Origin of the sequence: Vibrio hepatarius, assembly GCF_011806575.1 — a bacterium.
Classification (GTDB): domain Bacteria; phylum Pseudomonadota; class Gammaproteobacteria; order Enterobacterales; family Vibrionaceae; genus Vibrio; species Vibrio hepatarius_A.
This window is the reverse complement of record NZ_JAATOO010000023.1, coordinates 1-23676: the sequence shown is the minus strand read 5'-3', so window position 1 is coordinate 23676 and position 23676 is coordinate 1. Positions and strand designations below refer to the sequence as shown.

The window sequence follows — 23676 nt, the reverse complement described above, 5'->3', positions numbered from 1 at the left end:
GTGTCTCCACAATAACGAATGAAATTATGCGTATTGTAGGATACATTTAGATATGCCAACCAATGACTATTCATCATTAAAGATATTCCACACAGGAAACTCACATGAATCTCGAAAAGCTGGTCAGAGTCGATATTAACTTGCTCGTTTGCTTAAAAGTGCTTTTAGAAGAACTCAATGTCACACGCACCGCTCACCGTTTGTGCTTAAGCCAATCGGCGGTGAGTAAAAATCTCGCCAAACTTCGCACTCAGTTTGATGACCCTCTTTTTGTCCGTCATTCGCACGGTTTAACACCAACACCAAAGGCACTATTCCTAAAGCCCAAGCTCGACATATTGATCAATCAACTAGAGCAAATTACCCAGCCGGAAACCTTTTCTCCACAAACCAGCAGCTATCGTTTTCAAATGGCGACCGTTGAAAGTGTTTATCCGCTGATACTGCCTCACTTCTTACCAGCAATATTTCAGCAAGCACCAGGCGTCACCATCAGCACACATTCATGGACAGACAATACTTTTAAGATGCTGCAACGTGGCGAGCTCGATCTCGGGCTAACGGGTAAAGACATTGACATCAACGACGCCAAGCTGACCTTATTACCACCCAATGATATCTGCGAGCAGGAAATCTATCGCGATACACAAAAGTGTTTGGTGCGAAGTGACCATCCCGCACTTACCAAACCCTGGGATTTATCAAGCTATCTCTCCTACCGACATGTTCAAGTACGCTGTGACGGCAACGACCGCTGGCTACTCGATTATCGATTGGCGGACAACGGGCATGAACGTGATATCGCGATCACCGTTCCCGACTTTAACAGTGCAGCAAGCTTATGTTCCTATACGGACTTTATCTTTACCGCGCCCAGCCATTTTGTCGAGTTGGCATCAGAGCAACTTGGGTTAGCGGTACTACCACTGCCAATTGAGTTTCCGCCGATGGCATATACTCTGTTTTGGCATAGAGACAGAGAGAATGATCCTGCTCTATCTTGGATAAGGCAGATGATTACTGAAAAAACCACCCTCTTGAGATAATTTGCAGCCATAGATTAAAAAGAGTAGCTTATCTCCATCGTCCGCAGTACAGAATGGACGCTCTACACCTATTGAAGGATTAACAGATGCTAACTACGACAGAACAAAGACTGACAGCCATTAGGGAATGGCTTGCTCAGAACAACATCGATGCTTTACTCGTTCCGCATGAGGACGAATACCTTGGCGAATACGTGCCTGCACACAATGAACGTTTGCTCTGGTTGACTGGTTTTACTGGCTCTGCAGGTGCTGCGGTGATTACGCAAGATAAAGCAGCGATCTTTGTTGACGGTCGTTATACCGTTCAAGTAACCAAACAGGTACCTGCCGAGTTATTTGAATACCGCCACTTAATTGAAGAACCCGCTTTAGACTGGATTACACAGAATTTAGCTTCTGGTTCAAACCTAGCGATAGACCCACGCATGCACAGTGCATCTTGGCTCAACGCAGCACAAGGAAAACTGGCTGGTTCTATCGAACTCAAAGTACTGGATATCAACCCAATCGATCAGATTTGGCATGATCGTCCAGCGCCTATGGTTTCAGATGTTCGCTTAATGCCCACTGAATCTGTGGGCCAATCGAGCGAAAGCAAACGCCAAGAAATCGCTAAACTGATTAAACAAGCTGGCGCAGACAGCGCAGTCATTACCGCGCTCGACTCCATCTGTTGGCTGCTTAATGTCCGCGGTTTGGATGTTTCGCGCCTACCGGTATTGCTATCGCATGCAATCCTACATAGCGATGCGAGCGTGGAGTTTTTCCTCGACCCAGCACGCCTACCAGCAGAGTTTGAAGCTCACGTCGGCTCAGGGCTTTCCGTCTTCGCACCAGAGCAACTACAAACTCGCTTAGAAGCATTAACTGGCAAAAACGTTTTGGTTGACCCTGCAATCAGCAACGCTTGGTTCAAACTCGTGCTGCAAAATGCTGGCGCTACTGTAATTAGCTCAGCCGACCCTTGCCTAATGCCAAAAGCCGCGAAGAACTCAGTTGAGATTGCCGGAATGAAGGCATGTCACATTCGCGATGGTGTCGCGATGAGCAAGTTCCTATGCTGGTTGGATAGTGAAGTAGCAAATCATCGACTGCACGACGAAGCCACCCTTTCTGATAAGTTAGAGAGCTTCCGTAAACAAGACCCGACGTTAATGGACTTAAGCTTTGACACCATTTCAGCTGCGGGAAGCAACGCCGCGATGTGCCACTACAATCACGAAAACCAGCCAACACCGGGCCAGCTAGAAATGAACACGCTTTACTTGGTGGACTCAGGCGGTCAGTATCTGGATGGTACTACCGATATCACGCGTACTATCGCTATTGGACAACCGAGCGAAGAGATGATCAAACAGTTCACCTTGGCGCTAAAAGGTCATATCGGTGTCGCTCGCGCACGCTTCCCGAAAGGTACTCGCGGCTATCAAATCGATACACTCGCTCGTCAACATTTATGGGCTGAAGGTTACGATTATGACCATGGTACAGGCCACGGCGTCGGTCACTTCTTAAGTGTACACGAAGGGCCTGCGAGTATTTCTAAGCGCCAAATCGATGTACCACTCGTTGAAGGCATGGTGCTATCTAACGAGCCTGGCTACTACCGAGCGGACGCATTTGGTATCCGTATTGAAAATCTTGAGCTTGTGGTCGAACAAGCAACCCAAGGTGACTTCCCTGTATTGGCGTTTGAGTCACTCACTCGTTGCCCTATCGATACACGTAACATCAATGTCGATATGCTCACTCGCCCTGAGTTAGCGTGGCTGAACGACTACCATCAAAAAGTATGGGACGACATTAGCCCATTAGTCGAAGGTGAGGTCAAAGACTGGTTACGTACAGCAACACAACCGCTAGTCCATAACTAAGACTTGCTCTATTTTAGATAAACAAAAGGGATTGATGAGTACATCAATCCCTTTTTTATGTTTCACGTGAAACACTAATTAACCGGAATATGCCGAATGCCAATCTCGCCATACCGGATCAAACCCTCTTGAACGAATCATTGATTCGACCGATGCAGCACTTCGTTCATCACTGATCTCAAACTGCTCCAGTTCAACGTCATTGTTGGCGTAACCGCCCGGTTGAGTTTTTGATGCCGCCGACATAGAAGTAATTCCAAGTGGCAGTACATTATCACGAAACTCGGGTGATTCTCGTGTAGAAAGAGACAGCTCAACTTCCGGGTTCAGCAATCGATAAGCGCAAATTAGTTGTACCAGTTGCTTATCGCTCATCACCGATTTAGGTTGCAATGCACCCGCACACGGTCTTAAACGTGGAAACGAAATCGAGTAACGAGTTTGCCAGTAGGTACGCTCCAAGTAATCCAGGTGCGCAGCGGTAAAGAAGCAATCGGTACGCCAATCCTCCAACCCAATTAACGCACCGATACCAATCTTATCTATCCCAGCTTTTGCAAGCCGGTCAGGGGTTTCAAGACGAAACTCAAAATCCATCTTATTACCGCGTAAGTGATGTTGCGCGTACGTCGATGGATGATACGTTTCTTGATAAACCATAACCGCGTCTAAGCCTAAGCTTTTCAACTCTGCGTACTCTTCTTGCTTAAGCGGCTGAACCTCCATCGCAAGATAATTAAAGTGTTGCTTGATCTGCGGTAACACGGTGCGGAAGTAGTTCATCCCTACTTTGGTTTCGTGCTCACCGGTCACCAACAATACGCTATCAAACTTCATTTGTTTAATAGCAGCAATTTCAGCATCGATCTCTTGTTGATTAAGCGTTCTACGCTTAATACGGTTTTCCATCGAAAAGCCACAATACGTACAAGCATTGGCACATAGGTTAGATAAGTACAAAGGAATATAAAGCGACATGGTATTACCAAATCGCTTACGCGTTAGAGCAAATGACTGCTGCGCCATTTGCTCAAGACAACCTTCAGCCGCCGGAGAGATCAGCGCTTTGAAGTCTTCCAAATCACGTTTAGGCTTACTCAGGGCGCGCTCGACATCCGCAGCTGTTTTACTGTTGATTGAGATAGACACGTCGTCCCAATTCAACTGTTTAAAGTGCTCGACGAAACTCATGTTCACCTCTCACCTTAGTTATCAAGAAACGAAGTCAATGGGCTCGATGCGACGGCGTGTGAAACCTTGCCCGCTAAGCCCGCTTCATAGGCCGTTCTCCCCGCTTCCACCGCCAGTTTGAACGCTGTTGCCATGGCAATAGGATCCGCCGCAGCCGCGATAGCCGTATTAACAAGTACCGCATCAGCCCCCATCTCCATCGCTCTCGCTGCATGAGAAGGTGCGCCAATTCCCGCATCAACAATCACCGGAATCTTAGCTTGGTCGATGATGATCTCGATAAAATCATGAGACACGATCCCTTTGTTGGATCCAATTGGCGCGCCTAGTGGCATGACTCCCGCACAGCCAACTTCCTCCAAACGCTTACATAAAACCGGATCCGCATGACAATATGGCAATACAATAAAGCCATCTTTCACCAATTGCTCTGCCGCAGATAAAGTCTCGATTGGGTCTGGCATCAGGTATTTCGGATCAGGGTGAATTTCCAATTTAAGCCAATTGGTTTCAAGCGCTTCGCGTGCAAGATGCGCAGCGAAAATTGCGTCCTTAGCATTTTTGGCACCCGAGGTATTCGGCAGTAAATCAACACCCATATCGATAATCGGTTTGAGAATATCATCTTGCTGGTTATTCACATCGACACGTTTGAGTGCCATCGTAGACAGTTGAGAGCCTGACGCTTTAATTGAATCGACCATTACTCGACTATTGGCAAATTTGCCCGTACCAGTAAATAGGCGTGACTGAAATGTTTTATTAGCAATCGTCAGCATCCGATTACCCTCCTGCGATGGCTTGAAAGAGTGAGATAGCATCACCTTCGTTTAAGTGAGTACTCGACCACTCACTACGAGGTATCACCGTATTGTTAATGGCAAATACGCAGCCTAACGCAGGTAATGAAAGTTGCTCAATGATCACCGATAGCGAGCTATTACGCTGCACGTGATGAGTTTGGTCATTTATTAAAATTCGCACAGTTTCCATACTTCAACTCGCTTTTTGGTACTGACCGCAAACACGACATTCCGAGTCAGGTCTAATGGTTAAGGTCTGCCATTTAAGGCTCATGCCATCGAAAAGGTGCAATTCTCTCGGTTTAAAGCCGACTTTATCTAAGGCGATGACTTGCAACGCTGCTAACGCTTGGTAGTTACCTATCGTGCCTACCACCGGACCAAGGATACCGCTTTCGCTGCATTTGTTTGGACGGTTAACCGCTTCCTCAGGAACTAAACACTGGTAACAGCCGGTTTGAGACTCTACGAAATCAAAAACAGCAAATTGTCCCTGCCAGCCGATCGCTGAGCCTGAAATAAGAGGCTTCGCTTGACTTTGGCAGACACGATTAACCATGTGGCGAGTTGATAAGTTATCACTGCAATCTAGTACCACATCCGCCATCATAACTTCCAGATAGAGTTGGTCTTGAGTCAGGCGTTTATTCAGCTTTCTCACTTTGAGCTCATCGTTAATGCTTTGCATCTGACTCGCCATTGCATCCACTTTGGCGGTGTTAATATCGCTCGCGCGATATATCACTTGTCGCTGTAAGTTGCTGGTTTCGACAACATCATCATCGCTGATCACGAGCTGACCAATACCAGCAGCGGCCAAATACATTCCAGCGGCACTTCCTAATCCACCACAACCAATAATCAGCACTGAAGAACGTTTAAGCTTTGACTGCCCAATCTCACCAATTTCAGGCAACGCAATTTGTCGTTGGTATCTAAGAAATGCTCTATCACTCAACATAACTCAGCTCCTGATTCAGTGAATGTGCGGCCATGATCTGGTTAAAAGATTGAATCACTTTTTGTGGTTCATTAGACAAGGTAATTGCTCTAACAACCGCTAAGCTCGATACACCGCATCGCCAAACATCATTTGCATTGGTGAGATCAATACCACCTATGGCAACCGTTGGCACACCGACCTCACTTCCATAAGGGATGGTATCGATGAGTTTTTGATACAACGCCAAGCGGACTAGACCTTGAGGTTTGGAGGGCATTTGCTTAGTCGTGGTTGGAAAGATATGTCCCAAAGCAATATAGCTCGGTGCAATCTGAACAATTCGCAACAGTTCGTAATAACCGTGTGTCGAGAGTCCAAGCCTGATGCCTGCATCACTCAACTGTTTTAAGTTAGACTCTTCAAGATCTTCTTGCCCTAAGTGAACACCGTAAGCACCATGCTCTATCGCCAATTGCCAATAGTCATTAATAAATACTTGAGCTTTAAATTGCCTGCCAAGTTCTATAGCTCGCTTTACTTGCAGCTCTAGGTCAACTTTCGCTGGATCCTTAATTCGAAGTTGAAGTGTTTTCACACCTAGATTAAGTAAGCGTTCTATCCAATCGACACTATCAACGACAGGATAGAGTCCTAGGCTAGGTTTAGATAAGGTCGGAAATTGGATCTTATCTTGATTCACGCCCCAACCAACTTTGATACCTAAGCGTGAATCTTCAATTACCGGAATGGGAAAATGGGAGTAGTCATTCGTCCATGTTTCACGTGAAACATTGCCCATCGCACGCGCCAACGTCAGACAGTCTTCGAGCGGAAAATCGAGGGCAAGCAGAGTAACAACCCAAGCAAGGTGAAGCGAGTTGTCTGCTTCATTAGCTAGACCGAAAGACAAAGCGCGCGTCTCACCAGTTAATTGGTGATGCCAAATATCAAGGTAACGGTCTTTATCGCCAACAGCGAGGTAGACAGTGTCTTCCACTTGCTCGAAGTCATCACAAAGCTGTAAGTTGCTGTTATAGATAAGAGCATATGAGGATGAATAGTCTTGGCTTACACAAGGAGGCAAATCTGTATACAGATCTGCCACTAAGCCAATGGTATCGCTTTGTTTAGATACCAATATGGTATGACTCGGGCTTACACCCAACTCAATATCATCGACTATAAATCCTTGTTCCCTTGCTAATAACAAGCATTGCTGAACGTTGCCAGTAACTTCAAGACAATCAGCAGGAATAAGGATTTTAGTCATCACTCCTCCGCTTCAGCCGTCACTGCTGGGTGGTATAACTCAGAACCGGTTGCTCTAAACTCCTCGGACTTTTGACGCATTCCCTCTAGTGGATCATCGAGCAACTTAACCGAGATCTCTTGGTCGGCTGCGACTTGCTTAGTGTCTTTAGCGTATTCACGAACCTCTTGAGAGATCTTCATCGAACAGAATTTAGGTCCACACATAGAGCAGAAGTGAGCAACTTTTCCTGACTCTTGAGGAAGCGTTTCATCGTGGAAAGCGCGGGCGGTATCTGGGTCTAGCGCTAGATTAAACTGATCTTCCCACCTAAACTCAAAACGCGCTTTAGACAACGCATTATCACGAACCTGAGCTCCAGGGTGTCCTTTTGCTAGATCGGCTGCATGAGCAGCAAGTTTGTAGGTAATCAAGCCTATCTTTACATCTTCCTTATTAGGTAGACCCAAATGCTCTTTAGGTGTTACATAGCAAAGCATTGCACAACCGTACCAACCGATCATTGCGGCACCGATACCAGATGTAATGTGGTCGTATCCAGGGGCAATATCGGTAGTCAAAGGACCAAGCGTATAGAAAGGCGCTTCGTGACAATGCTCAAGCTGCTCTTCCATGTTCTCTTTGATCATGTGCATTGGCACGTGACCAGGGCCTTCAATGATAACCTGCACGTCGTACTCCCAGGCGATCTTGGTCAATTCACCTAAAGTACGTAGTTCAGCAAACTGCGCTTCATCGTTGGCATCTGCAACCGAACCCGGACGTAGGCCATCACCTAATGAAAGCGCGACATCGTACTTAGCACAAATCTCACAAATCTCTCGGAAGTTGGTGTAGAGGAAACTTTCCTGGTGATGGGCGAGGCACCATTTTGCGATGATAGAACCACCTCGAGAAACGATACCGGTGACACGCTTAGCCGTCATTGGCACATAACGCAGTAACAGACCAGCGTGAATCGTAAAGTAGTCAACGCCCTGCTCTGCTTGCTCAATAAGCGTATCGCGCATCACTTCCCAGTTTAGGTTTTCAGCAATACCATTCACTTTTTCCAACGCTTGATACATAGGTACCGTACCGATCGGCACAGGGCTGTTACGCAGAATCCATTCGCGCGTTTCGTGAATATTACGCCCTGTCGACAAGTCCATGACAGTATCGCCACCCCAACGGGTAGACCAAACCAGTTTCTCTACTTCTTCCTCGATAGAAGATGTCACCGACGAATTGCCAATATTCGCGTTAACTTTAACCAAGAAGTTACGACCAATGATCATTGGCTCAGATTCAGGGTGGTTAATATTAGAAGGAATAATTGCTCGACCTTCCGCCACTTCTTTACGCACAAACTCAGCGGTAATGTCTTTAGGTAAGTTAGCGCCAAAACTTTGGCCGGGGTGCTGCTGGTTTAATACTTCATCACGATAGTTCGCTCTACCCATATTTTCACGCAGAGCAATGTATTCCATTTCTGGCGTAATAATACCTTTGCGTGCGTAGTGAAGCTGAGTAACACATTGCCCCTCTTTAGCACGTCGTATACGTGGTAGGTTTCCATAACGCAGTTCATCAAGCGTGTCGTCTTCCAGTCTTTCTTTGGTGTATACAGAACTTACATCATCAAGGACTTCGGTATCCGAACGCTCTTCAATCCAACTTTCTCTAAGCTTCGGTAAGCCATTGTAAAGGTCGATATCGTAATCAGGGTCTGTATACACACCTGAAGTATCATAAACTCGTACAGGCTCATTAGGCTCGAAAATTGGATTGTCTTTTGTTCCGCCGACCAAGCTGTCGGCGAGAGTGATTTCGCGCATTGGCACACGAATATCAGGACGAGAGCCCTCGACGTAAACTTTCTTAGAATTTGGGTATGGTTGTACCGATAAGGTATCAATGAACTGTTTTGCTTCCAGTCTCGCTTGTTTGCGACTCGACATAGCATTTTTCCTTGCTTTGTTATGCTAGATAAAAAGAATTTGGATAAAAATGCTTGGCGGATAGATGCGACAAGAGGTGTCGAAATGTGGTGTTTGAATAATCGAGTTATTAACCACGCTCGAACGTTTGATAGACCACTAGATAGAAAACTAGTGTAGATATCTACTCCTGTTCCCTTCGCAGGTGTTAACCTGATCAGGTTCAACGGATCCCGAATTAACGGTCTCAGCCTTATGGCACTCCGACAAGTTTTACGAGTATATAAAATCAGCTTGGATAAACCAAGCTGAGTTGTGTAAATTTAATACGTTATACGGCTCAACTTTTGATGAGTAACTGAAAGCCTACCCAAGCAGCTGAAATGCTCAATACCACGTTAAGTAGTACGTTCAGTCCCATTTTGATAAAAGCACCCTGCTGCATAAGAAGTACATTATCCATTGAGAAGGTCGAGAAGGTCGTTAATGCACCTAAGAAGCCCAGACCGATAATTTGTCGCCACGGCTCGGTAGCTAATGTGCCATTTTCAAAAGCAGCGATCAGTAATCCCATCATCAGCGAGCCAATGACGTTGACAGAAAGAGTCCCATAAGGAAATCCACGGCCAAATAACGACACATACAGCTCAGAAATCAAATAGCGGGAGCAGGCACCGAATGCACCACCGACTGCAATACAACCAAGAATATAAAACTGCCCCATAACTCCCCCCTAATAAATGACTTACCATTGTAACGGTGAGCGCTAGTTTTTCGAACAATAAAATCAAACAAATAGCTCAAACAAAGTTTGAAATTTAAAAAGTTACAGGAGTAACGTATTACGACATTTTGGTTCAATACACACTGTTTCTGATACTTCCCGAGGGGAATCTGCTGCCCTATCAATTGGAGAATTAATATCCCAACCAAACGAAAAAAGCTCCAGTCTTTCGACTGGAGCCTTGGATATGACAGAGTTGAGTTGGAGATATACAAACTCACAACACGCGCTATTTGGGTAATTCGGGGAATTCGCTGCTCAATCATTTAGAGAACTACTATCCCAACTAAACGAAAAAGGCTCCAGTCTTTCGACTGGAGCCTTAAAAATGGCAGGGGTGGAGAGATTCGAACTCCCAACACGCGGATTTGGAATCCATGGGTTACGCTCTATAAAGATATAACCGAATGCCACGCTTGGTTATGTTGGCATGTCCTGTATGGAAATTTCGCAAGCTGATAGACTGTTACGCACTCACCACGGAATTTCATCGACAAGCCATATCGAGAATCCTAACCAACTACCATCACACCAAGGCTTAGAGCTAAATTTCCGACTATGTATATAGCAATGGATACATTGCTGCTATTCCACTCCACCAGCTATTGGTAAAAGCATCCCACCGTAAATCATGCGAGACACCTGTCACACAATGATACTCTGGTAATCAGTAATAGTAGTTGCACTGCACTCCTATCATTAACAGGGTTTGAAATTTAGTCATACCTGCACAAACCAGTCAAACGAGATTAGCGTGATGTGTTATCATAACGCCCCCTAAAGCCTGTGCTTAAAAATATCAAAGAGTTAATAGATAGGATAAAAATTCGTCAGTTTTTTGGTATAACCGTTATGACAAAAATACTGTACATTAAAACAGTGTTTGGGCAATATCTGACTAACGCCTGAAACAGCTTAAAGTAAGAAGAACACAATGCATACTATTGACAAAATTTGTGAGATACCTGCTACTCCCGAAAATGGCGGGTTCTACATGTTCCACAAGCTATCAAAAGAACAGATTATTGGTAATAGCCATGGGCATCACAAGTATCCAGCAAAGTTTATACCTCAATTCCCGAAATGGGCATTGAGTCAAGCTGGTGACTCTAAAAGCATTACTGTTCTCGATCCATTCTGCGGCTCAGGAACAACTCTTGTTGAAGCTGGATTGCACGGAGCTCGTGTCATTGGTACTGACATTAGTGATGTTGCAATTCAAATATCTAAAGCAAAGACTTCCACGATTTTTGAAAGCAAACTTAACGAATACTATAAAAATTTACAGGAAGTTCTACATAACGCAGCAACACTCGACTACCAGTTGACTCTAGATTTCGAAGGCAACATTGGCAAAAATTGCCATAGCATGGATAAAACATGGTCAAATTGGTTCGAACCGAATGACATCGCAAAGATTATAGCTATTAGAAAATCTATCCATGCTTTAGTTGATACAGAGATAAAGGACATCTTATTATCAAGCTTATCTTCAATCATTAAAAAATGTTCTTACTTAGATGAAGATCAGATAAAAGTAAAAAAAATTAAAGATAAGGTTATACCTGAAGTATATGAAGTGTACTTTGAATCTACAAAGCGATTAATTGACAGCCACCTAGAGACTTCAAAGAAATATTTAAATAGCAAACCTGAATTTTATATTAAAAAAGCTAGTGCAACAGATACTAAACTACAAAAAAACAGTATTGATATTGTTGTAACCTCTCCACCATATATAAATGCCATTGACTATACAATGGCACATAAATATTCAATGTTTGCATTAGGCCTAGTTAAGCCAGAAGAGTTTAAAGAGCATTGTCATGAGTATATTGGTGTAACGGAAAGAGCGGTGCGAGTAAAACATTACGAACAAGATCTTACATTTGAAAGCAACACCAAAATACAAAATTTAATTGAAGAATTAAGGAAAATAAATACTACAACATCTAAAAATAGAAGTTATGTAGTATGGCAATACTTTACTTTAATGAAAGGTTTTTTCATTGAGATGAGGCGAGTATTAAAGCAAGGTGGAAAAATGACATTTGTGGTTGGTGAATACAATAATATTTGTAATATAAATGTACCAACTGCAGAGCTACTTCAAGACTTGGCTGTTGACGCAGGGTTTAATGTAGAAAATAAATTTTACCATGTTATTAACAACAGAAGTGGGATGCGCTTAAATCGAAATAGTGCAGGCGGCAGTATTAAAAATGAAATTGTTTTTGTATTTAATTAATTATGAAATTTAAAGATATATCACCCAAAAGACATGTATCAAGCTCCTTGCCAATCCACCCGTATTTTGGAAAGGTCGACCCTGCACTTGCTTCAAGTCTAATACTTCATCTATCCAAAGAAAAAGACATTGTACTCGATCCTTTTTCTGGGAGCGGTACAGTATTGCATGAAGCAATTATTAACAATAGATCGGCTATCGGATGGGATAGTAGCCAGTTAGCTTGTCTTATATCAACATGTAAGCTCATGGGTATATTAGATGAAGAAATTGACAAGCTTAATGATTTTAAATTAAAGATTGAAAATAATTTCAAACAAGTAAGTAATTTTGATGATTATCTAAATCTTATCCCCTCAATGCCTAGAGTAAGAGGGGTTTCTAAATGGTTTACTGATAACTCATTAAAAGAGTTATCATTTATTAAGTTCCACATTAAAGAAATCGAAGATGATATTAAATCATCTCCATTATTAAATTTCATTTGGATTTCATTTAGTGCAATAATAACAAGATCATCTAACCAAAAAGGTGAATCTAATTATGTTGCAATTGAGAAGGATGATTATAAAGGTAAAACGATATCTTTATTTTCAAAGAGCATTGAAAACACCATCAAATGTGCTGCTAGTTTTAATATCGAGTTAGATGGAATTAAACGAGAGAGTTTCAAAAGCTACGATAACAAAAACAGTATATTATTTAACAACGGACTCTCTTTAAAAACCATTAATGTTGACTCGAGAAATACCTTTGAAGGACATTCAACTAAAGCTGATCTAGTAGTTTCATCCCCTCCATACTTAATGTCATGGGATTATGCTTTATATCACAAGTTTAGATTTTACTGGATGGACTTCCAGTTAGATGATTATGAAGAAACTGAAATTGGTCGACATTTGAGAAGGAAAAAGGATGATGTTGAACGTTATACAGCAGATATGACATCTATATTCAACAACTTAACCGGAGCACTAAATAATGATGCGAAGATAGCTTTAATTAATGCTCCATCAGTTGTTTACGGAAAACTAGTTGATACAAATCAGATTTTATCTGAATGTGCCGATGAAGCGGGATGGAAAACTATTGAATGCATTGAATCAATTGATATTCCTGGGCCACATCATGGAATGTATGGGAGTCTAAAATCTAGAAAAGCTAATGCACCTGGTGAAGCTGGAAAAAAAGAGCATGTTCTAATATTTTCTAGAAAGTAAAATGCATTTTCGAGAGTGATTATATAGTCACTCTCGACTTATATATCACTAGCTGGCAAAAAACTCGGGCTCTCGAGCTATAGGGAAGTAAAAGCAATCAAACCCTTCATTTCTCACCGACTTTACCGCTTTACTGTCTGATTTTGTTATTCCTGTTTTACAAAATGCGACTCTAAGTTCCATATCTTCTTCTAACTTTAATGTTTTTACAACAAAGTCAGAGATGAAAAGGCTTCTCTTCAAATACCTATTCAAACTATCTCTCGCTTTACTTAAAGTCGAATCTATTTCAACTATTAAGGTATGTCTTCCTTTTACAGCCACGATATCTGGTATTGGCATAGAGTTTGATTCAAAAAATGAAAGCATAACTCCTTGAATACCTCGCCCTCCTCTCGTAACCCTTCCGGCATCTTTAAATAATATTTTATAATCATTGTTTTCAAGCCATCGGCATAGATGAAAGTTACAATGAGATTGATCAACAATTATATTAGCCAAGAAATCTAACCTCATCTGCAATTTCAAAAGCAAGCCTTTTATATAATGAGGTGCTTTTTTCCCACCCATCAAAATAAAAGAAGCCTTCAGGGAGAAAAGTGAATTCAACTATAAGATCACGAGTTCTATCACCAAACTCATTATAACAATAAGCATACTTAGCAGCTGCAATCATTCCAATGTAAGGATCCATTTGCCCGCTACCTTTAGTTTTCCAACTAGGTTTATCTGGCTTCGCACCGATTTTAACTATAACCTCGTTATCCAGTACTTCAATTGATGGTATCTGAGGGGCAATATAACCATTAAAACCGTTATGAATTATATCATCAAGCTCTTTTTCAGTTTCAATCTTTATCTCTTTAACACGTTTCGGAGCATTAAAAATGCTATAAAGAATCTCAGAAACTCTCTGCTCAGCCTGATCTTGTGAATGTTCATCAGGTAGATATAGCACGGGGCAAACTAGAGTGTTGCCATGTATTTTGTTTGCTTTTTGAAAAGGCAGCATGTAACGATATACGGCCCAATTATCACCTCCAAGCCTTAGATCCAGACCATAAGTACCTTGCAGAATAATTGCATGGACGCCTAATTGTGCAGCTTTGATAATACGAGGGGCTCGCTGAAAAACATTCATACGTACAATATGAGTAGTATCCTCAATCACACATACAGGCTCGTCATCTATTGATAGCATGATGTCACAAGTACACCATTGAACAAGCTCTTTCACTCTAATTGGCGCTTCAACAACCTCATCGGTAACATCTACATAATCATCATTTGTAGCGACATAGTACTGACCTCCTAGATAATTATTACCTCTAGAGTTCGGAGATCTCTTAGCTACTCTGATTTCAGATATTGGAGGAAGATCCGCTCTTCCGTACACATTTTGAATGAAATTCCTAGCTTCTTCCGGTGATTCAGCCCATACAGTTACCATACTATACCTCACAACGCATCTATGTTAATGCAGTATCATATAGAACGCATCATAAGTAGCAAGCGATGAAAATCAACATTACTTCAGATAGATACATGTTTGATAAAAAGAAACTTGGTAGTCTAATGCTATAAGTGAGACTGCCTAATGATAGCGAATCCACCAGCACGCACCAGATAAACAAAAGCAATCGTTCCACTACATTGCTACTATCAATAATTGAAAGAAAAGCCAGGTCCCTTTCGGAATCTGGCTTTGTAAGTGTTTAGCGATACTACGCTGCGAGTTTTTCAGTATGGTTTAGATTATATTCTTCAAGCATCGAGACCGCCTCCTGGACCTCGTCAGGGTGGAAAATCAAAGTCAGATCCACCATCGGGTACTCACGAACAAACCAAGATAGAAGTGGAAGCATACGTACTGTGATAGGTAACGATGACTCTAGTAGCTTGCGTCCCTTCGAGTTAGCCAAATCTTGCTTGGTGATGCCTATAATACCACTCTCTTCAAACTTAGTGACCATCTTATCGTAATGACCTCTCGGAGCGCGTTTCGGAGCCTCTGGTAGCCCCCATTTACCCTGAGTGATAGCTCGTAACATCTGTACCTTAAAAATGCCCTCTGAGCCGTCCTCCAGATATTTCACACCAGTACCCTTGAGGTAACTACGAACCTTGTAAAAGTCCATCCAATTTTCCCAGTCCTCGATCGTTTTGAGGCAGTTGTTTACGCGCCATTCGTCGAAGTAAGTACGCGCCTCCAGCCCCTCATCAACGGTTCTCCATGGAATAGTATCGAACGATAAGTGTTCTACCATTTCACCGCTTTTAGGGTGACGAACTTCCACCATACGAGGATTTACAGGGCGACGCTTAAAATCATATTCGAGGTTCAGAGTTTGCTTAGTGTGAATACTTACCAAATCCATTTCTTTAAGCCACATATCACGAGCAGACGCCAAATGTTTACGTTCTACCTTCTGCCCCGGATAGCGGTCTAAGAACAGCATCACCATCCACTCATTTTCATCAACATGTTTAGGTGGCTTAACACCTGCTTTAGCACAGACGGGCTTGGTATTACCTAATTCAGCGGTTAATTGGCCACGAGTTTTCATCGACACAATTTGTTTAGCGTGGTGCTTCAACTGCATCATACCTTCACCGCTAACATCAGTGCAGATTTGCTGGAAGCGTTTCGCGAGCGGCCCATCTATGCAATTGTCTAACTGTTCGGGAGTGGCATTAGTAAGGAAACCATCCGTTGTAGCACTGACAATTTCTACGCCAGAATCACCATAATGCGTCACCAATTTGCGAATAACTTCCATCATGGTCGCGCGAACAAAACCCGTCGCATGAGCCGCTGCGTGTGCATTAGTCACGGGTGAGTAAGGTATCTTGCTGCTTAATCCTGAGGATAAATCAAAGCCTGATTTCTCACGAAGCCCCTGCCCCACTTTTCCATATAAGGTGTTCCCTATTAATTTCCAAAGGGCGTTTTTCAGCTCATCGCCCTCTTTCTTATACTTGGCGCGTTGCTTACGAATGATTTTAGTGAACTCTTTAAACTGGGAAGCGGAGCCAACTTTCCATGGGATAATCTGGCCATGAAGAATCTCGATATCAACACCAGCATCATGAGCCAATTGCAACTCTGGTGCGGTAACATATGTCTCACCTTGAAGCGGATAATAAATACCGCGCAAATCAGTACGGCAAGGCAGTAGCCCAAATTTTTCATTCTCATCATGGCGAAAACGCACGTAGGCAAAGCCCATGGTATGACCTAAGAAGTCTTCGATATTCTTAGATTCAAAGCTATTTTCATAATCTGGGCAGAGGCAGTCCACTAGTGCTGTGGTGTACGCTCCAGATAAGTCATAATCGTTATAGTCACCCAGTTCTGAAATACCGAAGTACGCGCCAAAGTTCGCACCACCATAAAAGCAGTTCACTGCTAGCGCATCCGTATACTCACGGCTTACCGTCTTAGTTATCATCGTTGAGTTTCGTGCCGCATTACTCTGTACATTAAAGTACTGACATTTACGCTTTTCATACCCTAAGAAATCGTGCATCTTCTTAACACCACCACACGTGTGTTTAAACAGCGATACGGCAAAATTACCAAGCGTAGAAGGCAATTGCTTCAGCTCTAACCCTGTATCTTCACGCATATCTACCAGAGCGAAACGTTGCATCTCCAAACCGTACTTGAGCGCGATATCGGCATCACGAACCGCATAACGATTAAACAAGCTGGTATCGCTGCAATACAAATCATCCATGTGCGCGATCATATTGTCAGGTAATGTCATTTTAGGAATGCCAACCAGCTCACCAATATCGTCCAGAGATGCCTTGCTGCTCAGCAACATGGTATCGATAAAACGAACCTTGGTTTCAATGGCATTGTTATTCGAGTAGAACTTAGTGTTCTCCAACTTGTACTTGCTGCGCCCAATCGACTGTAAATCAATGCCGTAAGAGCCACGGCCTGATGTGATGGAGCCTTGCACCGCAGTAAACGAGTTTTTATGATTTTTACTATTGGTTCCGATACTCCAAAACTCCTCAAAGGAGGCGATATCAGCACGTAAGAAATGAGCGTAGATAAAGGTATACTCTGGCCACTCGTCGATGAATTTACGCGCTTTAGCCTTAATTAACAGCTCTTGGATGAACTTATCGAAGTTCATCTTGTAACCTTTCTTGCTGTTAGCTAACTGCTTGCGTTTAGCCATTTCCTCTTCTTTCGTTAGACCCTGCTCGCGACACTGTTTAATCAGCTTGGCCATCTCGGTATGCTTCACGCCATTAAAGACTTTATCGCCAACCTGGACGCTGTAGGAATAACAGAGAATATCGTTCTTACCCGTTTCAGGGTTATAGACCGACTCTGAATCAATCGCGATATGAACTGCCTTACCCTTGCCACGAATTGCCGCCCAAGGTGCAGAGCGCAACCCCTCATAGTATCGATTCAACTGTTCGTCGATGACCTTCTTAGCCTGTTCACGATCCCGCATTTCAGCTTTAAATTTAGCGACTTGATCATCCAATAAGTACGAACGATTATCGGTAAATATCGAGCTTAATGACTCGCCTATTTCTAGATCCGTTTCGCGCATGATCTGATAGCCACTCTTACTCGTTTCCTCAATGATATTTGTCTTCTTAATCGTTTTTTCGATACTACCCATCTTCAATTACCCTACACTGGTGAAATAAAGACGAAGCAATCCCTCACCGGACGGCTTCGTCGGTAATCGGATATGTAATGACTGGTAATAATGGAGTGCGCTTAGGCGACTGATGCTCTGTTGAGACTAGTTAAAGAATGGCAGCTGTAGAATAGTATGCACGTAGGCGATGGCGAGCTAAGCCAGCTTGCAGCCGTATGACTCCTATTTATTCACGTAATTAAAGGTGTGTTCCACCACTTTAAGGACACGCTTGTAGCCCCAGTTTGTCACTTTCTTACCCTGCTTATCGTAGGTGGTATTTAGGCGGTAAGCCACTCCATTTTTCAGGTATTCACGGTCGCCCAACTCATAACTGCAACAGTCAATCACAGCACCAACTAACCCAGCAAAGTAATCAGCATTACCTGTAAAGCGCTTCGGCTCAGATGCAAATACCGCGTCTTTCACATCAGTTAATAGCTGAGTTAGGTTAGCTCGGTTATCAATATTCATTATTCTCACTCCTATTAGATTAATCGTTAAAAATTTCAGTTAAATCAGGCTGCACAAACTTGCCTGATTGATAGCTTTCGATAGCAGCATGGATTTGACTGACTACCTGCTCACGAACTTCCCCCGTAGGAACAGCAAGAAATGCCAAGATAGCATCGCCCTCGCCACGAAATAGCAGACCTTTGTAGTCACTACCACTATGGTTCTCAACCGCTTCAATAGCTGAACAACGGACATAGTTGCCACGCCCTAAATGCAGAAGAGGATCGGCTTTAGACGCATCGACAATCTTCTGGGTGCAAATGTCTGCATCAGTTGGAGTCTTACCTTCTTCATCAAGCTTTAGCTCAGTGTAACTAATGGACTGCCCTTTCTTATCCAATAAGATGAATCGTTCATCAACACGGATAACACTTACGGTACGACTAACCGCAATCAGGTTACTATCCGGTGTTTCGACGTATCCACGTTGATTTTTCTTCGCTGTACGAGCCATGTTTTTTACCCTCGGTTATTTAAAGAAGCTAGACATTAACGCAATAAAACACCGCTCTCAAGCGCATGACTAAGCAGCAAAACACCACATAATTGCATAAAAAATCAGGTAGGCAGTTATGGATATATCGATAAAGAAGTTTTGAGGCTTATTCTTGACGCAAACCATCTTTGCTTATTTTTAAAGCAGCCGAACAATGCCTAACTATCAAGTCATGACGCATAATAAAAAAATTTAATACACGGCTCGTTTGGTTGTTTTGTGTGCAATTCATTTAAAAGATGCAACTAACATTTGAGAAAAGTAGTTACAGGAAATGGGAGTAGAGGGTGGGATTGACGGGGTTTCAGGGTCAATATCAAAACCTGTAGATAGCAATGGGTACATTGCCGTTATCATGAAACCATTCAGTGCCTCAATCAATCTCGTAGCTATCACCACAACATTGAGAAATGAACATCAGCAATACATACGCATTGCATTATAAGAACTGAAATTGATCTCTATATCCCATACAAAACAAGGCGTTCTAGGCAAACCACGCTTACGAACCGCACCGAAAAAAGTAGGGACGATACATCCCTACCATTGCTTTAGTCAGCCTTCCCCCAAATGGCACCGAAGATCCCACCGATTGCAATCGAGGCTGGTAATGCAATGGGATGGGGGATTTTCGAGCCTATCATTCCACCAATGACCATACCCTTACGAGCACCAGACTCACTTAGTTCGATTTCATATTTCACTGGACTATCACGGTCAGGGTAATAAACCGATACGGCATTTGTAGTTCTGTTTAATTTCATAGACCTCTCCTGTTTCTTAGAGTTGCGAATAGATATTGGAATGCACAGCCACAGCTATGCTCAGGCATCCCAGATTGACGTTGTTAAGTGGTTATTCAGCGATATTGCTGACGTGAGGGTTAATACAAAAGGAAGTGTTATCAGCTGCGATAACCGTATAGACGGAAGAACAAGGCAAGATTCGGTACTCGGTAAAGTAAGTCAGCTTTGCTCCCAATTGTGCTATCTACTTGGTTGAATCATTGCGATTCGAGTAACACTGGAACATAGAAAATTGACTCAACCAGAATGGTAAGCATGGTTAGAAGATCCCACGTTTCTTTATTCGGGTTAGCTCAAGCAATTTGATCCCGCACCTAAGCTCTGTAAGGGAACCTAACTTTCAAGATGGCTAATCTCGCTAGTAGTAACCACCCATTGCATAATGATCACTTCCTCATCCAGTACAGAGGGAAGCGATCTTGAAATTGCCACTATGTACCAATTTTAAAAGTTTCGATGCGCAATAAGCTTAAGCACCGAACTAACCAATCGAAGAACCCTTACGAGATATGGCAACACCGAAAATAGTGCTGTTTTTCGCACGAGGTTTAAAAACTAATTAATAATCTGCCACCGGGCTGAGTGCAATATATTGGGAAATATCATGGAAAATCTGATGGTTAAACCTGATAGAAACCCACTCATCAACCTTAGTCGGAATAACAGTTTTACCTGATACCGTTTCCAATGCTTTCTCGGCATTGGAAGCTTCAATGACACCGAAATGACCCCATCAAAGAGCAACGGATGTACAAAACTTGGGTCTGGTTTATCAGTTATCCCTCGAAAGCACATCAATCATTGCCATGGCTAAAACAATGGACAAGCAGCAACACCGAACTCGATTCACCTTAACTGTTCTGGTCCGTTTCCTGTCCATCGAAATACTAATAACGGCAATACAGCTTTAGTTCTCACTCAATCAAACCGCAGACATTGGATTAGCTATTTCGGGTCCCCATCAGAAGCTAAAGCACGTAATTCCGTTTTAACAGTCTCATACCGTTCGGAAACGCGATGGAGGAATAGGTTATCGGGTACAGGCTCAAGAATAGAGATCGTTCGCAATATCGCTGCTAAGAACCCGCTTGAATTGCTGCTAGATCCAGATACAAGTGATTTAAAGATGGCAGACTTCATCGTTTTACCTACCTGATCATCAAGTAAAGTAAAAATATCTTCCAACCTGATCCAAGCCTTCGAGAATAATCCCGACGATGAGTTACCAGCGACTCTGATGTAAAATTCTTTATCATCCCCATGCAAGGCAATTTCATACTGTAGAAAGTCTTTAGACTTTGGACTTAGCTTCGGACTTTTACCGTTCTTAACAACTGTAAACGGGCTAGCTTCAACCACTTCAACATCTTGCTTTACATTATCTCGGCTCATACAAATTCCTCCTTATTCAGCCATCACTTTCAACGTTTTAATCGCTTGAGTTTCATTGCTCGTCGAACCCACAACGTAGCTGCCGCTACCATCGTCTGCATGGACACACAAAGCCATCACATGTGGATCAAGATCATCCGGTAGCAAAATAACAAACTCAGGATTTTCTAACGCGTAAGACAGAAGAACATTCGTTTCTTCATCAACGTCAGCTAAGTCATGGTCAGTATCACTTCGCTCAATCAAAATCAGACACGTGGATACTTCTTCCCAAAATTTCTCAGCTTCATAACGATCCCCTGACCAAGGAAGTAAAAGCTGATGCATCAATTGCTCTTTAACTGGCATAGGCAATTCAAGTTGTTCAACCTCGGTAATGCTTTTCACTACTTTCATTCCATTTCTCCAACTGAAATTACAGATACAAAAAAGCCCCTGAATAGAGCTAACTCTTCAGGGGCTACACATTTAATTGATATCTGTTCCTAACCTATTTAGGTTCGGGTAGCGCTAGGTTCTCACTAGCTCGTTCCACCATTTCAGACAAGGCATTCGCTCCACGCTCTAGGGCAGTACGGTCAAATTTCCGATAATGTAACGTGCTGGCCATGTCAGCATGGTTTAGGACGCGTTGCACCGACGTAATATCTAACCCAGAGTTCAGAAGGTTACTCGCTACAGAATGTCTCGCGGTATGGAACACGACGCCTTCAGGGTCAATACCAGCGCGTTCTAGTATCAACTTAAACGCTTTCCGTGGTGGTGAGATATGTGTCCCTTCTCGACTACCGGGAAACACATACGGATTGCCAGGTTGCTTCAACTCCCTAAGCTCCGAGAGTAATTCAAGCATTAGGTTCGACAAATAGACTTGATGTGATTTCTTATTCTTACTGGTTTTGATGAAAAGCGTACGATTATCAAAATCAACGTCTTGCCACTTCCTCTCAAGTAACTCAGATATACGACAACCAGTAAGCCACAGCATCGCAATCAGATTGCCTTTCACTTTACAATAGTAGGTTCGGGAAACCTTTATCAATAAAGCAGTCTCTTCGACATTAAGAAATCTATCCCGCGATCCCGATTCAGGCAAAAGACTAACCTTGGTTGCATGGTTCGTAGTATCTAAAACGCGTGCAGAAAGTGAGCAAATCCCCTTCACGAGTGCAATGACCCTATTATTCGTGCTAGCTGTGTAAGGCTTACCTTTGTAGGTTTCCGTCGACAAGTGGGACTGCAGTTTCATGATTGCATGAGCTGACAGTCTATCCATCTGGATCTTATAGATTGGTTTACATCTCAAGAAGCGGGTTTCGTCATCTTTCCATGACTTCTTACGAGTCTTCGCCCACGGCAAATAAGTCTCGTGGAAAAAGGTATATACATCAGGCATCACAACGGCAGAACGAGAGTCACGTTCAATCTTAGGGTCAATTCCATCAGCAATCTGTACTTTTAGCTTACGGGCTTTCTTTCTAGCTTCTTCTACCGAGAGATCAGGGAAACGGCCTAGTGAAATACTTGCCTTACGACTGGATTTACCACTGGATTTCAAATTTCTGGATGAGTATCGTAGTAAGAAACGACGGTTCCCTGTCTTACCCACCAAGACCTTTAAACCAATAACACTGTTATCACCCCTACCATCAGACCATTCGATATCACTAGAACGTGAGTCAGCAGAGGGTGGCTTTAACGATCTCACGACTGAATTGGTCAGGTTTATCGTTCGATTAACTTTCATGACATGAAGACTCCTTTAATTAGTCACACTAAATCTTCATATATGTCTCTAACGATGATTATTACCCCCCAGTTCACCGACTAACAGGACGCAGAGAATCGTTGGCAGGATCAATGGCAATATACTGGTATCACTGGGCTGAGAGATCTATTTCAGATGTGGATTGTAGCAATGTATATTGCTGTCATTTGCGTTGGCATCAGAGTAACAATCGTAGACACAATCATCACAAGGTCATCAGAGAATTGGAATCACGGTACTTCTACAGTACCAATAACAAGGATTGAAATTTTGCGATAAGCCCCCACCCCACGGGTTTTCATCACTGTCATTGGGAACGAGCTAACCGTCACGTTAGTAAGGTGCACAGTATTCATGTGACCGGATATGGACCATACCAGCGCCGAATTTCTATGAAAGTTGTTCATTGGCAATATTCAACCCAGGCAGCCGCAAGCGCTATTCATAGCGGTATAGCTCACCACGAGGTTGAAGCTGAAAAGACAGGATATGAACCAGAAGGAAATTTGGAAAGCTGTATGGAGCGATTCTGATGGGGATTTTCGGGTAGGTATGGGTGGAAGATCGGGAAGTATCTATTTTTCATAACACTAGATAGCAAAAAGCCTCAACCGAAGTTGAGGCTTTCTATATCCCCTAAGGGAAAATATGGCAGGGGTGGAGAGATTCGAACTCCCAACACGCGGATTTGGAATCCGCTGCTCTGCCAATTGGAGCTACA

Annotated in this window: 20 protein-coding genes and 1 riboswitch; of the genes, 4 read left to right on the top strand and 16 right to left on the bottom strand. The window is 43.0% G+C overall.

The window, feature by feature from the left end; translation table 11 throughout:
• Positions 1-104: 104 nt before the first annotated feature.
• Positions 105-1046: a LysR family transcriptional regulator gene (locus HCZ42_RS16680; RefSeq protein ID WP_167421909.1), complete on the top strand. Its 942-nt coding sequence runs from the start codon at positions 105-107 to the stop codon at positions 1044-1046.
• 86 nt (positions 1047-1132) lie between these two features.
• Positions 1133-2923 carry an aminopeptidase P family protein gene (locus tag HCZ42_RS16675; protein WP_167421907.1) on the top strand — a complete coding sequence of 597 codons (1791 nt, stop codon included), beginning with the start codon at positions 1133-1135 and terminating at the stop codon, positions 2921-2923.
• A gap of 78 nt (positions 2924-3001) precedes the next feature.
• Here HCZ42_RS16675 and thiH read toward each other — a convergent pair whose 3' ends face one another.
• From thiH to crcB, 7 genes are all read right to left on the bottom strand, one after another.
• Complete coding sequence (gene thiH / locus HCZ42_RS16670) at positions 3002-4114, bottom strand: 2-iminoacetate synthase ThiH (protein ID WP_167421905.1); 1113 nt, start codon at positions 4112-4114, stop codon at positions 3002-3004.
• Positions 4115-4128: 14 nt separating this feature from the next.
• The gene (locus tag HCZ42_RS16665; RefSeq protein WP_167421903.1) at positions 4129-4893 is read right to left on the bottom strand and encodes a thiazole synthase; all 765 of its coding nucleotides are present in this window, start codon (positions 4891-4893) and stop codon (positions 4129-4131) included.
• Between the two features lie 4 nt (positions 4894-4897).
• Positions 4898-5107 (bottom strand): sulfur carrier protein ThiS, encoded by a 210-nt coding sequence (thiS, locus tag HCZ42_RS16660; RefSeq protein WP_167421901.1) that lies wholly within the window; start codon positions 5105-5107, stop codon positions 4898-4900.
• Positions 5108-5110: 3 nt separating this feature from the next.
• Entirely contained in the window at positions 5111-5878 is a 768-nt protein-coding gene (locus tag HCZ42_RS16655; protein WP_167421899.1) for a HesA/MoeB/ThiF family protein, read from the bottom strand.
• Positions 5868-7130 carry a thiamine phosphate synthase gene (locus tag HCZ42_RS16650; protein ID WP_167421897.1) on the bottom strand — a complete coding sequence of 421 codons (1263 nt, stop codon included), beginning with the start codon at positions 7128-7130 and terminating at the stop codon, positions 5868-5870. Before HCZ42_RS16650 ends, HCZ42_RS16655 begins: the two co-directional genes overlap by 11 nt.
• Positions 7130-9070 (bottom strand): phosphomethylpyrimidine synthase ThiC, encoded by a 1941-nt coding sequence (gene thiC, locus HCZ42_RS16645; protein WP_167421895.1) that lies wholly within the window; start codon positions 9068-9070, stop codon positions 7130-7132. Before thiC ends, HCZ42_RS16650 begins: the two co-directional genes overlap by 1 nt.
• A 156-nt stretch (positions 9071-9226) precedes the next feature.
• A riboswitch (TPP riboswitch) is annotated at positions 9227-9325 on the bottom strand.
• A gap of 64 nt (positions 9326-9389) precedes the next feature.
• On the bottom strand, positions 9390-9773 hold the full coding sequence (gene crcB, locus HCZ42_RS16640; protein ID WP_167421893.1) for a fluoride efflux transporter CrcB: 384 nt from the start codon (positions 9771-9773) through the stop codon (positions 9390-9392).
• A gap of 994 nt (positions 9774-10767) precedes the next feature.
• Between crcB and HCZ42_RS16635 the strand changes: the two genes are divergently transcribed.
• Positions 10768-12081: a TRM11 family SAM-dependent methyltransferase gene (locus tag HCZ42_RS16635; protein WP_167421891.1), complete on the top strand. Its 1314-nt coding sequence runs from the start codon at positions 10768-10770 to the stop codon at positions 12079-12081.
• Between the two features lie 2 nt (positions 12082-12083).
• The gene (locus HCZ42_RS16630) at positions 12084-13301 is read left to right on the top strand and encodes a DNA methyltransferase (protein WP_167421889.1); all 1218 of its coding nucleotides are present in this window, start codon (positions 12084-12086) and stop codon (positions 13299-13301) included.
• Between the two features lie 48 nt (positions 13302-13349).
• On the opposite strand, the gene HCZ42_RS16625 is transcribed toward HCZ42_RS16630, so the two are convergent.
• From HCZ42_RS16625 to HCZ42_RS16585, 9 genes are all read right to left on the bottom strand, one after another.
• Positions 13350-13802, bottom strand: a complete 453-nt coding sequence (locus HCZ42_RS16625; protein ID WP_167421887.1) for a hypothetical protein — start codon at positions 13800-13802, stop codon at positions 13350-13352.
• Positions 13795-14751, bottom strand: a complete 957-nt coding sequence (locus HCZ42_RS16620; protein ID WP_167421885.1) for a hypothetical protein — start codon at positions 14749-14751, stop codon at positions 13795-13797. Before HCZ42_RS16620 ends, HCZ42_RS16625 begins: the two co-directional genes overlap by 8 nt.
• A gap of 274 nt (positions 14752-15025) precedes the next feature.
• Positions 15026-17956: a DNA polymerase gene (locus HCZ42_RS16615; RefSeq protein ID WP_167421883.1), complete on the bottom strand. Its 2931-nt coding sequence runs from the start codon at positions 17954-17956 to the stop codon at positions 15026-15028.
• Between the two features lie 204 nt (positions 17957-18160).
• Positions 18161-18451, bottom strand: a complete 291-nt coding sequence (locus tag HCZ42_RS16610) for a hypothetical protein (RefSeq protein WP_167421881.1) — start codon at positions 18449-18451, stop codon at positions 18161-18163.
• A 19-nt stretch (positions 18452-18470) separates the two neighbouring features.
• Positions 18471-18947 carry a hypothetical protein gene (locus HCZ42_RS16605; RefSeq protein ID WP_167421879.1) on the bottom strand — a complete coding sequence of 159 codons (477 nt, stop codon included), beginning with the start codon at positions 18945-18947 and terminating at the stop codon, positions 18471-18473.
• A gap of 593 nt (positions 18948-19540) precedes the next feature.
• Positions 19541-19753, bottom strand: coding sequence for a hypothetical protein (locus HCZ42_RS16600; RefSeq protein ID WP_167421878.1), 213 nt, complete (start codon positions 19751-19753; stop codon positions 19541-19543).
• A gap of 987 nt (positions 19754-20740) precedes the next feature.
• On the bottom strand, positions 20741-21187 hold the full coding sequence (locus HCZ42_RS16595; RefSeq protein WP_167421877.1) for a hypothetical protein: 447 nt from the start codon (positions 21185-21187) through the stop codon (positions 20741-20743).
• A 12-nt stretch (positions 21188-21199) separates the two neighbouring features.
• Complete coding sequence (locus HCZ42_RS16590) at positions 21200-21583, bottom strand: hypothetical protein (protein ID WP_167421875.1); 384 nt, start codon at positions 21581-21583, stop codon at positions 21200-21202.
• A 94-nt stretch (positions 21584-21677) separates the two neighbouring features.
• Positions 21678-22934, bottom strand: coding sequence for a site-specific integrase (locus HCZ42_RS16585; protein WP_167421873.1), 1257 nt, complete (start codon positions 22932-22934; stop codon positions 21678-21680).
• Positions 22935-23676 lie beyond the last annotated feature (742 nt).

What these genes read in the sequence shown, in the direction of transcription:
- HCZ42_RS16655 (WP_167421899.1), bottom strand. Translation starts at nt 5,878, where the DNA reads ATGTTGAGTGATAGAGCATTTCTTAGATACCAACGACAAATTGCGTTG.
- thiH (WP_167421905.1), bottom strand. Translation starts at nt 4,114, where the DNA reads ATGAGTTTCGTCGAGCACTTTAAACAGTTGAATTGGGACGACGTGTCT.
- HCZ42_RS16595 (WP_167421877.1), bottom strand. Translation starts at nt 21,187, where the DNA reads ATGAGCCGAGATAATGTAAAGCAAGATGTTGAAGTGGTTGAAGCTAGC.
- HCZ42_RS16600 (WP_167421878.1), bottom strand. Translation starts at nt 19,753, where the DNA reads ATGAAATTAAACAGAACTACAAATGCCGTATCGGTTTATTACCCTGAC.
- HCZ42_RS16610 (WP_167421881.1), bottom strand. Translation starts at nt 18,451, where the DNA reads ATGAATATTGATAACCGAGCTAACCTAACTCAGCTATTAACTGATGTG.
- HCZ42_RS16650 (WP_167421897.1), bottom strand. Translation starts at nt 7,130, where the DNA reads ATGACTAAAATCCTTATTCCTGCTGATTGTCTTGAAGTTACTGGCAAC.
- HCZ42_RS16585 (WP_167421873.1), bottom strand. Translation starts at nt 22,934, where the DNA reads ATGAAAGTTAATCGAACGATAAACCTGACCAATTCAGTCGTGAGATCG.
- HCZ42_RS16665 (WP_167421903.1), bottom strand. Translation starts at nt 4,893, where the DNA reads ATGCTGACGATTGCTAATAAAACATTTCAGTCACGCCTATTTACTGGT.
- HCZ42_RS16630 (WP_167421889.1), top strand. Translation starts at nt 12,084, where the DNA reads ATGAAATTTAAAGATATATCACCCAAAAGACATGTATCAAGCTCCTTG.
- crcB (WP_167421893.1), bottom strand. Translation starts at nt 9,773, where the DNA reads ATGGGGCAGTTTTATATTCTTGGTTGTATTGCAGTCGGTGGTGCATTC.
- HCZ42_RS16605 (WP_167421879.1), bottom strand. Translation starts at nt 18,947, where the DNA reads ATGGCTCGTACAGCGAAGAAAAATCAACGTGGATACGTCGAAACACCG.
- thiC (WP_167421895.1), bottom strand. Translation starts at nt 9,070, where the DNA reads ATGTCGAGTCGCAAACAAGCGAGACTGGAAGCAAAACAGTTCATTGAT.
- HCZ42_RS16680 (WP_167421909.1), top strand. Translation starts at nt 105, where the DNA reads ATGAATCTCGAAAAGCTGGTCAGAGTCGATATTAACTTGCTCGTTTGC.
- HCZ42_RS16620 (WP_167421885.1), bottom strand. Translation starts at nt 14,751, where the DNA reads ATGGTAACTGTATGGGCTGAATCACCGGAAGAAGCTAGGAATTTCATT.
- HCZ42_RS16675 (WP_167421907.1), top strand. Translation starts at nt 1,133, where the DNA reads ATGCTAACTACGACAGAACAAAGACTGACAGCCATTAGGGAATGGCTT.
- HCZ42_RS16615 (WP_167421883.1), bottom strand. Translation starts at nt 17,956, where the DNA reads ATGGGTAGTATCGAAAAAACGATTAAGAAGACAAATATCATTGAGGAA.
- thiS (WP_167421901.1), bottom strand. Translation starts at nt 5,107, where the DNA reads ATGGAAACTGTGCGAATTTTAATAAATGACCAAACTCATCACGTGCAG.
- HCZ42_RS16590 (WP_167421875.1), bottom strand. Translation starts at nt 21,583, where the DNA reads ATGAAAGTAGTGAAAAGCATTACCGAGGTTGAACAACTTGAATTGCCT.
- HCZ42_RS16635 (WP_167421891.1), top strand. Translation starts at nt 10,768, where the DNA reads ATGCATACTATTGACAAAATTTGTGAGATACCTGCTACTCCCGAAAAT.